The 14,506-nt window shown below is 43.7% G+C and carries 14 protein-coding genes; 9 read left to right on the top strand and 5 right to left on the bottom strand.

The genetic code is table 11. The annotated features are described in order from the left end of the window. The first annotated feature begins 38 nt into the window (after positions 1-38). The 4 genes from DP120_RS12440 (at position 39) to cyoE (ending at position 2,999) form a co-directional block, all read left to right on the top strand. Positions 39-479 (top strand): YtoQ family protein, encoded by a 441-nt coding sequence (locus DP120_RS12440; RefSeq protein WP_112224005.1) that lies wholly within the window; start codon positions 39-41, stop codon positions 477-479. A gap of 158 nt (positions 480-637) precedes the next feature. After that, entirely contained in the window at positions 638-1,150 is a 513-nt protein-coding gene (locus DP120_RS12435; RefSeq protein WP_112224004.1) for a DUF2243 domain-containing protein, read from the top strand. Continuing rightward, positions 1,143-1,925, top strand: a complete 783-nt coding sequence (locus DP120_RS12430; protein ID WP_112224003.1) for a cytochrome c oxidase assembly protein — start codon at positions 1,143-1,145, stop codon at positions 1,923-1,925. Before DP120_RS12435 ends, DP120_RS12430 begins: the two co-directional genes overlap by 8 nt. A gap of 177 nt (positions 1,926-2,102) precedes the next feature. Further along, complete coding sequence (cyoE, locus tag DP120_RS12425) at positions 2,103-2,999, top strand: heme o synthase (protein ID WP_112224002.1); 897 nt, start codon at positions 2,103-2,105, stop codon at positions 2,997-2,999. 566 nt (positions 3,000-3,565) lie between these two features. Here the strand turns inward: cyoE and DP120_RS12420 are convergent. Both DP120_RS12420 and copZ read right to left on the bottom strand, forming a co-directional pair. Next, positions 3,566-5,695, bottom strand: coding sequence for a heavy metal translocating P-type ATPase (locus DP120_RS12420; protein ID WP_112224001.1), 2,130 nt, complete (start codon positions 5,693-5,695; stop codon positions 3,566-3,568). A gap of 137 nt (positions 5,696-5,832) precedes the next feature. Continuing rightward, positions 5,833-6,036 (bottom strand): copper chaperone CopZ, encoded by a 204-nt coding sequence (copZ, locus tag DP120_RS12415; RefSeq protein ID WP_420812440.1) that lies wholly within the window; start codon positions 6,034-6,036, stop codon positions 5,833-5,835. Positions 6,037-6,387: 351 nt separating this feature from the next. Between copZ and DP120_RS12410 the strand changes: the two genes are divergently transcribed. Beyond that, positions 6,388-6,720: a four-helix bundle copper-binding protein gene (locus DP120_RS12410; protein ID WP_112223999.1), complete on the top strand. Its 333-nt coding sequence runs from the start codon at positions 6,388-6,390 to the stop codon at positions 6,718-6,720. A 60-nt stretch (positions 6,721-6,780) separates the two neighbouring features. Here DP120_RS12410 and DP120_RS12405 read toward each other — a convergent pair whose 3' ends face one another. The 3 genes from DP120_RS12405 to DP120_RS12395 all read right to left on the bottom strand — a co-directional run bounded on the left by DP120_RS12405 (position 6,781) and on the right by DP120_RS12395 (position 9,843). Beyond that, complete coding sequence (locus DP120_RS12405) at positions 6,781-7,458, bottom strand: response regulator transcription factor (RefSeq protein WP_205854546.1); 678 nt, start codon at positions 7,456-7,458, stop codon at positions 6,781-6,783. Next, positions 7,433-8,839 (bottom strand): sensor histidine kinase, encoded by a 1,407-nt coding sequence (locus tag DP120_RS12400; RefSeq protein WP_112223998.1) that lies wholly within the window; start codon positions 8,837-8,839, stop codon positions 7,433-7,435. The genes DP120_RS12405 and DP120_RS12400 overlap by 26 nt, the downstream gene beginning before the upstream one ends. Positions 8,840-8,937: 98 nt before the next feature. Beyond that, positions 8,938-9,843 (bottom strand): F510_1955 family glycosylhydrolase, encoded by a 906-nt coding sequence (locus DP120_RS12395; protein ID WP_112223997.1) that lies wholly within the window; start codon positions 9,841-9,843, stop codon positions 8,938-8,940. Positions 9,844-10,057: 214 nt separating this feature from the next. Between DP120_RS12395 and DP120_RS12390 the strand changes: the two genes are divergently transcribed. From DP120_RS12390 to DP120_RS12375, 4 genes are all read left to right on the top strand, one after another. Continuing rightward, positions 10,058-10,666, top strand: a complete 609-nt coding sequence (locus tag DP120_RS12390; RefSeq protein WP_112223996.1) for a YdhK family protein — start codon at positions 10,058-10,060, stop codon at positions 10,664-10,666. A 387-nt stretch (positions 10,667-11,053) separates the two neighbouring features. Beyond that, complete coding sequence (locus tag DP120_RS12385) at positions 11,054-12,514, top strand: UDP-N-acetylmuramoyl-L-alanyl-D-glutamate--2,6-diaminopimelate ligase (RefSeq protein ID WP_112223995.1); 1,461 nt, start codon at positions 11,054-11,056, stop codon at positions 12,512-12,514. Between the two features lie 12 nt (positions 12,515-12,526). Further along, positions 12,527-13,684: a D-alanyl-D-alanine carboxypeptidase family protein gene (locus DP120_RS12380; protein ID WP_112223994.1), complete on the top strand. Its 1,158-nt coding sequence runs from the start codon at positions 12,527-12,529 to the stop codon at positions 13,682-13,684. 630 nt (positions 13,685-14,314) lie between these two features. Continuing rightward, positions 14,315-14,506, top strand: a 192-nt coding sequence (locus DP120_RS12375; RefSeq protein ID WP_133257396.1) for a hypothetical protein, incomplete at its 3' end; no start/stop codon positions are given.

Raw genomic sequence — 14,506 nt, 5'->3', positions numbered from 1 at the left:
ATGGTAAACTGAAAGAAATGGGTTTTGGAGGGTGAATCATGAGACTGACAGTTTATCTTGCAGGAGAAATTCACAGTACGTGGCGCGACGAAATCAAAAAGAAATCTTTGGCACTCGATCTGCCGTTTGATTTTGTCGGTCCGATGGAAAATCATGACCGTTCCGATAATATCGGCGAAGAAATTCTTGGGGAACAGCCTGGCGCGGTCTATAAAGATGCCGCCGCCTCGAACTTCAATAATCTGCGGACAAGTGTACTGATGCACAAAGCCGATCTGGTTATCGCGCTGTTCGGCGAGCAGTATAAACAATGGAACACCGCGATGGACGCCAGTGCCGCACTTGCAGTCGGCAAGCCGGTCATCATCATCCGTCCGGAAAAATTGCACCACCCGCTGAAAGAATTATCCGCTAAAGCAAATGCGACGGTGGAAACATGCGATCAGGCGATAAAAGCCCTGGCTTATATTGTCGAATAGATTTCAAATAAAACGGAGAAAAGAAGCTTGTTGCGAGCCTCTTTTCTCCGTTTTTATTTGCGTTAGAAGCCCGTTTCATCAATCCGCTTAACAAATGGAAAATCCGGGTAAGTGTGATACAAAATACATGAAGATAATTTGCGTAAAGGAGGAATTCGATGGCGGTCAATCGGACAAATTTAACCTCTAATGGATTCGCAGGCAATCAGGTTCTCTACAGCAGCCGCAACTTCTGGTCGGGGCTGCTGTTTGGCATCGGGCTCATCGCGTTTATGGATGAAGTATTTTTTCATCAATTGCTGCAATGGCATCATTTTTATGATTTGGCGACGACCCGAATCGGCATTCTTTCCGACGGTTTGCTGAATTCCTTTGCCTGGTTTGCCGCCATCTTCTCGCTCTTTATGCTCTCGGATCTGCGGCGGCGAAATGCATTATGGCCTGTAAAGTGGACGGGTGCTGCGTTCCTGGGAGCCGGATCGTTCCAGCTTTTTGACGGCTTGATCCATCATAAAGTGCTGAATCTGCACCAAATTAGGTATGGAGTCGACATTCTGCCATATGATCTGGTTTGGAATATTAGCGCGGTCATTTTTATAGCAATTGGCCTGTTCATCCTTTCACAGACCCGGATTGCAAAGAGGAAGAAAGCAGGCAATTCCCATGCATGATAATCACGCTTTAATGGATTCAGGAGGATTTCTGCCTTTATTTCTATTGATAGCTTTGCTCGGGATTTCACCCTATTTGGCTGCGGTTTACTTTAGCAATCAAAAATACCGAAATTGGCCCTTGCAACGGATCGTTTTTTGGAGCTTCGGAATAATCAGTGCAACCGCCGCTTTGGTGGGTCCTCTGGCTGAGCAGGCTCATGTGGATTTCCGGATGCATATGGCAGTCCATCTGCTTCTCGGGATGCTTGCACCGCTCCTGATTGCAATGTCTTGTCCGATGACGCTTTTATTGCGCACCTTGAATATATCCGCCGCCAGAACAGTGATGGCTGTGCTGAAAAATCCGCCGTTCCGGCTAATAAACCATCCTGTGACTGCAGCTTTACTGAATATCGGCGGTTTGTATGTACTTTACCTGACCAGTCTGTATCATTTAATGCATGAGTCTGCCTTCCTTTACGCGGTGATCCACCTGCACATCTTTTTGGCGGGTTATCTGTTTACGGTTTCCATCGTCTATTTTGATGTCACGCCGCATCGCTTCAGTTTCCTGTACCGCTCCATCGTATTGATCGTCGCCTTGGCAGGACATAAGATTCTGGCAAAAACTCTTTATGCTACTCCTCCGGAAGGCGTACCGCGAACTGAAGCCGAGGCAGGCAGCATGCTGATGTATTATGGCGGAGACTTGATCGATGCCGTTCTGATTTTTTACCTTTGCTGGCATTGGTATAAATCGACCGCGAAGCGTGAGCCTTCATTTATAAAATAATTGTTCCTGCATAAAAGAGATAAGATGCATTTTTTCTAATGACCTTTAAACTTCACGATTTGAGCAAATAGACTTAAAATGTTCAAATTAATATCCATAAAAGAGCGAAAATGATGGAGCTCCCCTTGTCCGCTGGGTTATAGTAATTCTGTGGCTATAAGAGGAGATTTAAGTACAATGAAAAAGCAATCGCAAAAAAAATTATGGGCTCAAGTGGTGAAAACGGGGATCATCAAGTCGAACCTGATTCCGATGGCCGCCGGATTGATGCTCGCTTTATATACGTATGAATACAGTTTTATCGATAATATCGGAAATATCATCTTAGCGTTTTTAGGAACAACCGCCATTATTGCCGCTTCAGGTTCATTCAATAACATTTATGACCGCGACATCGATGCTATCATGGCACGGACGAAATCACGGCCGACAGTGACTGGCGCCATTTCGATCAAGAAAGTGGCAATAGCGGCAAGCCTGTTTTTGGTTATCGGATTGATCCTGCTGTACCTCGCTTCGCCGTTAGCGTCCCTGCTCGGATTTTTAGGAGTCTTTTTTTATGTGGTCCCGTATACGATGTGGACAAAACGCTATACCATCTGGAATACCGAAGTTGGCAGCATTTCGGGCGCTATGCCTCCTTTAATCGGCTGGGCCGCGGTAGCCCCGGATATTTGGCATCCAGCGTGCTGGGCCCTGTTTTTGATCATGGTGATTTGGCAGATGCCACATTTCTATGCAATCGCCATCCGCAAACAGAAAGATTATGCAGCAGCGAATATCCCGATGCTTCCAGTCGCCAAAGGCGCAAAGCGCACTTATCTCCAAAGCAATATTTATTTGGTTTTACTCGTGCTCTCCAGCTTTTTGTTCCTGCCGCTCAGCCTTGGCCTGACTTTGGTGTCATTGCTCTTAGGCCTTATGTGGCTGGCACTCAGTCTTTTCGGCTCCCGCGAATTGGGAATCGTGGCCTGGGCCAATAAAATGTTCTTTTTTTCCTTGGTGCATATGATGGGCGTATTCTTCACCGTCATCATATACGCTTCGATCGGTTTGATCCTTGCTGCCATTTGATGAACTTACGGTATACCAAAGAAGACCTCCAGCCAGTGATTTTTCACCGGATGGAGGTCTTCTTCTGATTTCTTCAGTTCTGAATTCCATCTAATTTTTCATGCAATTCTGAGTCCCTTTGATAGGTATTAATCTCTTTCGGTGTTAGGCTTACCTTGCAGCGAGCATTATAAAGGTTCTCTGTCTAATTAATAATCGAAGTATCAATAAACCGGACTGTTGTCTGTTCCTAGGCTTTATCTTCAAAGTTGCTATTCACAGGCAAGCAGGCATTGTGAAGGCATTCCGTACCCCCTACCATTTGGATAGGGGGCTTTTTATTGTCTCATGAAATAACTGTGGAGATACAAGGAAAGAAGAGACTGATTACAACTTATTTTCTCTCACTCTGTATTTATACAGCTTCCGATAATACGTCATATGTTAACTATAAAACTATATTTAATTATCCAAAGTATTCAAACCTCTTTTTAACTTTAACCTAATACAAAACTGTGCCCCCAAGGTTAAAGAAAATTCAACTTTTGGGAGGCAGCACTTTTCGTATACGACAATTAAACACTGAGTTAAACAGCTCTACTTTTTAGTTTCAATGTCATCGCATTGATAGCCACGATAACAGTGGACACGGACATCAGAACTGCTCCTGCTGCAGGAGCCAACGTAATCCCAATGGAGGCTAGAACACCCGCCGCTATGGGAATGGCAATAAAGTTATAACCGGCTCCCCACACAAGATTTTGTTTCATTTTACTGGTTGTTTTGTTGGCCAATTCGATAAAGGATTCAATATCCCCTGGATCCGACTGAGTCAAAATCACATCAGCGGAATCGATCGCAACTTGCGTTCCGGCTCCGACTGCTATACCAACGTCTGCAATTGCAAGAGACGGTGCATCGTTTACGCCATCACCGACCATGATGACAGTCTGCCCTTTGTTTTTCAGTGATTCCACTAAATCATATTTATCTTGTGGGGATTGATTGGCTCTGTATTCAATGCCCAGTTCCTCAGCCACCCCCTGGGCAGCGGTTTCATTGTCACCCGTAGCCATGATCGGTTGGATACCGTTACGTTTCAATGCCTGTATCAGCGTTTTACTCGCTTCTTTTAATTCATCCCCTAAAGCGACCGTACCGATCGGTTTCCCGTCTTCAACCAGGATACTTAATGTGGCCCCTTTCGGAACATCCACCGCTACATCCCTTCCAAATGCCTTTTGACTGATCAATTCGTATTTTCGGCCTTTGGCGCTTCCTTCCACACCAGCACCCGACACTACATCAATCGAATCAAAGCGGACAGGCTGAATCCCCTGTTTTTCAGCATAATGGACGATTGATTGGGCGATTGGGTGGCTCGATCCGCCTTCAATCCCAGCCATAAGGGCCGCGATTTCAGCTTCGGTATGTCGGCCATCCAGTATTTCCATGCTTAATACTTTAAATTCCCCAGTCGTCAAGGTGCCTGTTTTATCCAGTATCATCACATCAGACTTAGTTGCCAGTTCCAATGCTTCCCGGTCTTTCACCAGCAACCCGCGGCTTGCACCCAAACTGGTGCTTCGTGCAATAACCAGCGGAATGGCAAGACCAAGAGCATGCGGACAAGCGATTACCAACGTCGTGACCGTAAAGAGAACTGCGGTTCGGAAATCTGCTATAAACAGCCAAATGACAAACGCGATGACAGCTGCCGCAATGGCGACATAGAATAGCCATCCCGCTACTTTTTGTGCTAGATTTTCAGCTCTTGAAGGTTGCTTTTGAGCCTCGCTAATCAAGGTTTGCACTTGAGAAAGGAACGATTGATCACCGGTTTCCTGTACTTCAAGGTATAAGATGCCTGCACCGTTCGTGGAACCGCCGATCGCTTTGTCTCCGACTCCTTTTTCAATGGGTTTAGATTCTCCCGTCAAAAGAGCTTCATTGATCCGGGAGGCTCCTCGTTTGATGATGCCATCTGCCGGAACATTTTCACCGGCCTGGACCCGTACCAGATCTCCGACTTTCAACTCGGTTACGGGACGCGTCTCGGTCGAATCGTCTTCCAATACCACATGCGCATCTTTCGGCACTAATTCAGCGAGCGACTTTTGCGCGTCCCCTGCTTCGCCGACAGCTTTCATTTCAATCCAGTGCCCAAGAAGCATAATCAACAGCAAGGAAGCGAATTCAAAGAAGAAATCCATGATATGTTCGCCGGTTACATAGCGTGCCAGCACTGCGTAAATACTATACAGATAGGAAACCGATAGTCCTAAAGAAATTAAAGCCATCATGCCCGGAGCTTTTTCCTTGAATTCAGCGATTGCCCCTTGATAGAAAGGTTTTCCGCCATAAATTAGCAATATGGTCGCTAATACCGCGACAATAATGTCCGAGTATGGAAAGGTGAATTGAAAAGGAAGCCGAATGTCCATCATCGGCGACAATATCAGAATGATGATGCCAACCGGCAGCGACTTCAGGAAAATCTCCTTAAAATTACCATGATGATGGTGTTCGTGATCATGCCCGCTGTGATCGGTATGATCGTGATGATCGTGGTTCTGAGATGGATTGCTGTGGTCATGGATGCCCTCTTTTACTTGCTCTTCATGATAGACATGCCCAACATGTTCGGAATGATCCATTTTACTATGATCTACTTGTTCGTCGTGATGTTGATGATGGTCTTTTTCATTTTTAGCCATTCAGTACGCCTCCTTCAAAATCGTGCCTCTTTACTCCAATTAACTTTATTAGATACTTAACAGCCACAAATTCCCTCTGAATTTTACTGCTAGGGGGTATATTTCATTTAAAATTCAAGAGTGCTGTAAAAGCACTCTTATACGACATCATATCCTTGTTCTTCAATCGCTTCCTGAATTTCATTTAATGATGTCTTGCCAGGATCATAGTCTACTGCCACTTCACCTTTTTTAAGATCCACTGTCACAGACAACACCCCTTCGAGTTCACCAACACCCGTTTCAACCGAATTTACACAGTGGCCGCAGGACATGCCTTGTACTTTTACGGTTTCAACCATTATTATTCCTCCTAAAGTAGTATTTCCTTAAAGCTACCATACCCCATTAGGGTATATCAAGTAACCAGTTTCCTTTTTACTTTGTCCTTGTTTCCATGACGTCTATATAGAGGAATTTACTTTGACCCAAAAAAAGAAAAATCCTCCCCACTGACTTGAATATTTCGATACGTGTCTATAAACTGCTAAATTGACCCGTCGACAGATAACCTTTTTGGCTTTTCCGGAAAGTTTTGTTATTTAATTAATAATTTTGTGCAGTTTCTATGGAGTTTCGGTATTTCCGTTTAGTTTGGAAAGAAGAGGGAAATTCAGTAAATGAAGCAAGAATAAAAAAATGGAGGTTTTAGAATGGCTCATGAACAACATCAGGAACTGATTCAGGTCTTGCACGATTGCGCAGCGGAATGTAATCATTGTTTTGACGCTTGTTTACAGGAAGATGATGTAAAGATGATGGCCGAATGTATCCGCTTGGACCGTGAATGCGCAGATATTTGTGCGTTTCTCGAACAAGCGATTACCCGCAACTCTCCGTTTGTTTCCGAACTGGCTAAAGTATGCGCAACCATTTGCGAAGCATGCGGTAAAGAATGCGACAAACACGCAGATATGCATGAACATTGTAAACGTTGTGCGGAAGCTTGTCACAGATGTGCAGAAGCTTGCCGGAGTATCGCGTAACTTACACGAAAAAGGCTCATGGGAATTCCTGATCCCCATGAGCCTTTCTTTTGAACCGTACTATTCTCTCTCACTGACCCATTTATAGCCGATACCCCAGACCGTAATGAAATAATTATCAATTGGAAATCCGGACTGCCGGATTTTTTCCCGCACATTCCGTACATGTGAATCGATGGTTCTTCCTTCCGTCTCTGAGTCGAATCCCCAAATCAACTGAATCAATTGTTCTCTCGTGAACACTTTGTCGGCATTTTTCATCAAATGGCCAACCATCAGAAATTCTTTCGGTGTCAATCTGATGGAATGTTTATCGTATGTTAGTTCGAACCGGTCTTCATCCCATGACAGTCCCTCTACTTCAATCGTGTTTTTCGGGGTTCTTCTGCGCAGCAATGCTTTCATCCGGGCTAACAATTCTTCTTCATTAAACGGTTTTGTAATGTAATCATCTGCTCCTAGATTTAAACCTTTTATGATGTCCTCCTGCTGTTCCCGCGCTGTCAGCATAATGATTGGTACATCCGAAAACTTCCGAATTTCCCGGCACAAATCCCAACCATCCATATCAGGCATCATGATATCGAGTAAGATGATATCAAACTGCTCCTCTTCAAGGCGGGCGAGCGCTTCATATGCACCCATTGCTTTTTTACAGAGGTAGCGATGCGGCCGTAAATATAAAGCCACTAAATCCAACATCCGTTTCTCATCATCCACCAACAATACTTTCTGCAACGGAATCCCCCCTTTTTAATTCGATTCGGACAGTTGTCCCCTTTCCTTCCTCACTATGGAGCGTGATGCGGCCGCCATGCGCCTCGACAATTTCTTTGGCAATCGCTAACCCCAGACCACTTCCTCCGTATTGTCTGGATCTGGATTTGTCTACCCGATATAATCGTTCAAACACAAACGGAAGATCTTTTTCCGGTATGCCTTCCCCCTGATCACTAATACTGATTGTAATCGTTTTTTCATCCTGGGTTCCCCGAATTGTTACTTGTGTTCCTTCAGGGGAGTGTTTCCGGGCATTGTCCAATACATTCAGCAGTACTTGCTGGAAACGCTCCGGATCAATGAAAGCAACGATTTCTCGTTCACAGCGGATAGTTAAAGAGATTTGTTTTTCGTCAAAAGCTGGACGGACCAAAGCAACGACCGATTGAAAGAGGACTTCTAAAGAAAATTCCTCTTTTCTGATCGAGAACTGATTGTGATCCAACTGCGCCAGTTCAAACAACTGACGAATCAATTCGGTCAAATGTGCCGTCTCTTCCCGAATAATGGAGATGTATTCCCTTTTCTCTTCTTCGGATGCAGCTGGGCGGCTCGCAATATCAGCATATCCTTTGATATAGGTCAGTGGTGTCCGCAATTCGTGTGAAATGCTTGCCAGAAACTCATTCCGGGCATTTTTTAAACGGTCCAAATCATTGGAAAGTGTAGTGATGGCATTCGCCAGCTCACCCAGTTCATCATTTCGGTCGATATTCAACCTGACCTCGTTGTTTCCATTGCTCAACTGCTCGGTCGCTTTCTTCATCCGAATTAGAGGCAATGTAATCAGTCGTGATAACAGGAAAATCGTGACCACGGTTAGCCCGATCGCAATCAAGCCCACGGCCAGAAATTGATTTCTCAGATGACTTACCATCTGTTTGATCTGGTTTGTTTCTGCAAACATGAACACATGGCCTTGATGTTCTCCGGCAACCGTAATCGGACTGTCGGTCGCAATAAATTCTTTTTCGTTCCATCTTTCTTCAACTATTTGCCCTTCTTGTGGCACTTCACCAAAGTCGGTATGTTCCAAGACTTCCTGCATCTCCGGTTCAATTGAATCGGAGTGAATCAATTCGTTGCCAGCTGCATCGGTTATGATGACGATGAAATCGGAAGCGGATTCCATGAGGGCAACATGATCCAACGTTGCCGGTTCAAAGCTGTCGGCCAATACTTCACTGTGTGTATTGCCTCTTGCGAGCAGATTCGTCATCACTTCATCCACCCGTTCATTGACAAAAGTGACGTATAAAGTCAAAAACAGAACCGACTCAATAATGATGATAAAAACAAAAAAAAGTAATCCGATTTTTAACGCAAGTTTATTTAGCATGGCGTCCCTCTTTAAGACCATTCGGTATAGCGCACCTAGCAGCCGGCTACCCCAAAAGTCGTTGAATTGAATTCGTTAAACCGGTTTTCTGATTTTCTTTAATCGGTTTTTTCATCTTGCAGCAATGCTTCCCAGGTCTGTGAGCCGTCTTCCGATAAGTACGCTTGGCCTTGCAATGTATAGATGGCCAGTTCCGACTCATCATTCGGGTTTTGTGCGATAAAAGCGATGGCATCTTCCGGAAGATCCGGTATATTCAGTGTCTCCAGCTCTTCATTTTCAATCGTATACTTTGTCAAAGCTGCAGTTGTCCCATAGCTCCCGAAATACAAAAAGTCTTCAGTGAAGTGCACCGCTGTGCCTGTTTCACTTTCCGCTGTAATCGCCTCAAAGTTTTCTCCGCCATCACTTGAAATATAAACACCTGCAGCAGTAGCTGCAGCAACGAAGTTCGAATCGGTCGGGTGAAGGGCGAGTGCAGTTACTTCACCTGCTAATCCTGCCGCACTCACCGGCTCCCATGATTCTCCTTCATCATTACTTTTGTAAAACCCTGCTTCCAGCAAGGAATTTTTTGCGGGGTTAAGCAGGAAAATGTCATGGCTGTTGTATCCTACAGCCATGGCATGAAAATCCGTTTCTCCTTGAAAAGCTATCTCTTCCAAGGTTTCTCCGCCATCTGTACTTCGCTGAATTCCAAGCGGATTGGGCAAGTCTGAATCAGCGCTCGGGTGTCCGGAAGAATAAAAGCCTTTGTCTACGGCGTTGAAGCCCATATAGTCGTAAACATTGTCCGTTGTTTCAAACCATTCGCCCTCACGATATATCTTGGGACCGCTGTGTGAAGCAAAATACAAATCATTTCCACCTCCTGCATAGCCCATTCCGTGGACATGGCTTAACTCCCCTTCAAACGGTACTTCGAATGATTCTGTTGTATTATTGCTGCATCCTGCTATCAAGACCAGTGATAAAAGTACACTCACCAATATTCTCTTCTTCATCTTTATATCCTCCAATTTTATCGATTTCCTGAAGTTTTTTATATGAATATACATACTTACACAGTCTAACGGAAAAGTTTCAATTTTTTGTGCAGAAACCCTGCTTAAATCCGTATTTATTTTGCTCTTCAAGAAGATGACATCTTTTCTGCACAGCAAATGCAAACTATTACTATAGACTGAGTGAAAGATGAACAGAAAGAGGCGATTTAATATGACAAAACGGAACTTACTTATGGGGGCTGCATCGGTGGCGTTTGCCCTTACTTTGAGTGCATGTTCAGATAACGCAGAAGATGGATCAGCAACAGAAAGCCACGAAAATATGGAGATGGAAGCGAATACGGACGAAGAGATGCCGATGGACAGTGAATCTGAAGAACACATGGATATGGATCATTCAGGATCAGGCGAAGTCCCTGAGGGATTACAAGCGGCAGAAAATCCGACTTATGAAGTCGGAAGCCAGGTCACAGTGGAAGCTGACCACATGGCGGGGATGCAGGGAGTGGAAGCTACAGTGTCCGGAGCTTTTGATACGACGGTCTATTCTATTTCGTACACACCGACAGACGGCAGTGAACCGGTCGAAGATCACAAATGGGTCGTTCATGAAGAGCTTGAAAATCCCGGTGAAGAACCGCTTCAGCCTGGAACAGAAGTTACGGTAAATGCAGATCACATGGACGGGATGGACGGAGCCAATGTGGTCATCGATTCGGCCGAGGAAACGACGGTTTATATGATTGATTACACAGCCTCTACAGGGGAAGAAGTGACAAATCACATGTGGGTGACAGAAAGTGAAATCACTGCTGAATAACTTCTATTATATTTAACACGGCTATTCGAATGAAAAAGCTATCTGGTAGCAGATAGCTTTTTCCTTTTGTGCCAGTAACGATCTTATTTACGGAATCTCGTGTCTGATTCTTTTGCTCACTCTGGTTGTACAAGGTTCCACTTTGAGCTTTTCTCTCCTGTATAAAACCTACGTTCAATCGAATAATAGAAATTCTGTGTAAATTTATCTACGCAGCCAATAACAAGTGCTTTTATTACTCTGAGTGCAAAATTGATTGTTACATTTACATTTCAAACAGTTCAATTTCTTTACACTTCTTCCCTGCTTCCAAATCTGCACACTTTCTCAATACTATTCGGTTACTATAAATCGATTATAAAGAAAGCATCGGAGAGGTTTTGAAAAATGAAATTAAGTTATTTATTAGATGGTGTTGAACTGAAATCCCTATCTAACCATCTGGCTCCGGACGTAAACATCCAAGGGATTTCAGACAACTCGCAAAACATCAATGAGGGCGATTTATTTGTTGCCGTTGAGGGTTTTGAAAAAGATGGCCATCAATACATTGATAGCGCATTAAAAAAGGGGGCCGTTGCGGTAATAGGAGAACAGCCCGTCGCCAATTTACCTGTACCCTATATACAAGTTGAAAGTAGCCGGCAAGCACTTGGGATAGTTGCCGGAAATTTTTATGGTAATCCATCGAAATACAAAACAATAATCGGCATTACGGGCACAAACGGCAAAACAACGACCTGCTATATGCTAAAACATATTTTGGAAAGCAATGGGAAGTCCTGTTCTGTGATTGGCACTTTACAGAACATTGTGAACGGCGAGAGAATTCAAAGTTCCAATACAACTCCCAGTTCTCTTGTTTTACATCAGCTTTTATCCATGAGCCACGATGAAGTCGTAATTATGGAGGTTTCATCCCATGCGCTAACCCAGCGGCGGACTGAAGGCATTGAGTTTGACTATTGTTTATTTTCTAATCTGCATCCTGAACACCTGGATTACCATTCCACGATGGAAGAATACTTCTCGGCAAAATTGCTGTTGTTTAACCAGTTGAAAGCCAACGGTAAAGCTATTGTGAATCAGGATAACCCCTGGGGTGTAAAACTAACAAAGATTTTACGGAGTAGAGGAAAAATCGTTTGCACGATTGGCGAGTCCGAAGAAAACCACCTTCGGATTTCGAGTTTGAATTCAGAAGAATCCAGTGCTTTGGTTGAGACGGATAACGAATATATGACCATCCATTCTCCCATGAACGGCGTACACAATATTTACAACACGTTAATGGCTTATCTGACTGCGAAGTTAATAGGTGTAAACCAAAGTGACATTCTTCGCTCTATCGGTGAATTCAAAGGTGTTGATGGACGATTTGAAATCTATAAACTAGTGAACGGCGTCACCGTTATCATTGACTACGCGCATACACCTGACGCGATTTCTTACTGCTTAACAACAGCAAAGCAGCAAGGAGCCAAAAAAATAACGCATGTTTTCGGTTTTCGGGGTAACAGAGATGCGAGTAAAAGAACGGCCATGCTATCGCTCACAAACAGTTTAAGCGACAAATACATTTTGACGTTGGACGACTTAAACGCTGTTCCTCCTGATGAAATGATAGCTTCTTTAAGAAACTTGCATGACGCTTACGGAAGTAACAACGGACACATTGTTCCTGATCGCACTTTGGCCATTAAACAAGCGATAGAAGACAGCCAGTCAGGTGACTGGGTTGTGATTACAGGCAAAGGACACGAGAAGTATCAGCAAAACTTCCATCTGCCGACTGACTCGGACCGGGAAACAGTAAATTTTATAACGAAGTTGAATGAAAAAGATTAACGAGGAGTAATTATGAAAAAATTAGTTGCTATTTCAACAATCTTAGTTTTGATCTATATACTATTCGCATCTGCCGTTTTCAGTAAAACTGTTGCCCCTCCCCTGCCAGTCCTATCCAGTGAAGCAGCTATTGTGATGGAGGCAACTACTGGGCAAGTCCTTTACGAAAAGAATGCACGGTCGCAGATGTATCCTGCCAGTGTAACAAAAATCGCCACAGCCATTTACGCAATTGAAAGTGGGAATTTAAATGATGTCGTAACAGTCAGTAAAAAAGCACGAAATACCGAGGGCACCCGGGTTTACCTGGAAGAGGGAGAACAAGTGACTTTAGAAAAACTGTTGCTGGGGCTTTTGGTCAACTCCGGAAATGATGCCGGTGTGGCCGTTGCTGAACACATCAGCGGCAGTGTTGAATCGTTTGCTTCTGATGTAAATTTATATTTAAAAGACGTAATCGGCCTGCAGGATACAAACTTTGAAAATCCCCACGGTCTTTTTGATCCCCAGCATGTAACTACAGCCCAAGACTTGGCGGTATTAACCAGATATGCGACGAAGAACGAAGAATTCATGAATATGTTCGGAACAAAAGAGCTGCCGTGGAATGGCGAAGCCTGGGACACCACTCTTTATACGCATCATAAACTGTTAAGGGAAAAACCTTATGACGGCGTAACAGGCGGTAAAAATGGATTTGTTCCAGAAGCAGGGGTCACGCTGGTAACGACAGCCGGAAGAGAAAACTTGGATTTAATTGTTGTTACCTTGAAAAGCGAATCAGAAGCAGAAGCTTACAATGATACGGTTCAGCTACTGGACTTTGGATTCGACAATTTCGAGACTTCGAGCATTCCAACGAACAGCGGCTTTTTTGCCGGAGAATTAGAATACATTACTCCCCGAGAAATAATTTATACGCATCAAGCAGGTGAACAAGTAGAAATCGATGTAACCGAAGACGGCAAATTAAGGATTACTGATCAAAAAGGCACTCTTCTGTCTTCTTATCAGTTCCCGGTTATCAGCGATTCTGCGAAAAACCGTTCCTCTATTCAAAAGGACTCTGGCTCATTTTTAGAACAAGTTTTTTCAAATTCCTTATATTTGTTAGTAATAGGCGGTAGCATAGTGAGCTTAGTATATTACCGAAGTCGAAAAAAACGATGATAGAAAGCACTTCTCTGTCATAAAATTGCGCTCAATAAAAAATTTTATACATCATCAATTTGTCACTCTCTCTAACAGTGCAGGAGGCGGATTATACCATTAACACTCAATTTCCTGTTTTCGAGTTTCTGCTTTTGCTCATTTTTTTCATAAATACGAGGAAAGAAATGGTATTTGATTTTTATACTTATACGAACAACAAGAAGGTAAGAAGCTGAATCTAAACCTTTTTCCCTTCTGTAATGCGTCAGATGTTAACTTCATACGCTTTAAGAATTTCTGTTAAGTCATTTACACAAGATATTCTACGCTCTCGCTTTTAATGAACTATCGCACCCGTCAGTAATATATAGAGAGACATAAGTGGGCATTCTATAAATAGCCAAAAATAAATTCAGTACTTTTTCTAAAACCCGTCTTTCCTTTTTTCCAGCTTCTAAACTTGTAATTAGCCAACTAATAAGCAATACCTTTTACCCGATTAACAAAGGAAGAAGATAACAAACACCCCTTCCTTATACCCCCTCTTAAATTTAACCTAAATTGACTAGACTAGTGCCCTCAATCCTTTGCTATAATAAGAGCGCATCATATCCATAACTGACACGCACAAAGGAGCGGATAGACCTAATGCTTAGACTACTCACGCTCATTTTATTCACCTTTCTAACAATCCCTTCTACTGCTCTTGCAACCAGTACGCCCCCGCCGGCGAACCTTGGCGAACAGGAAATGATGCAGGAAAACATTCCGGATTCGGTCAGCACAACCGCCCGTGTCCTGGAAATCATAGAAGAAGGAACAGAACTGGATGAAATGACT

The sequence above is a fragment of the Planococcus halotolerans genome, assembly GCF_003289955.1.
Classification (GTDB): Bacteria; Bacillota; Bacilli; order Bacillales_A; family Planococcaceae; genus Planococcus; species Planococcus halotolerans.
The sequence above is the reverse complement of the archived record's forward strand: the minus strand, read 5'-3'. Positions and strand labels throughout refer to the sequence as shown.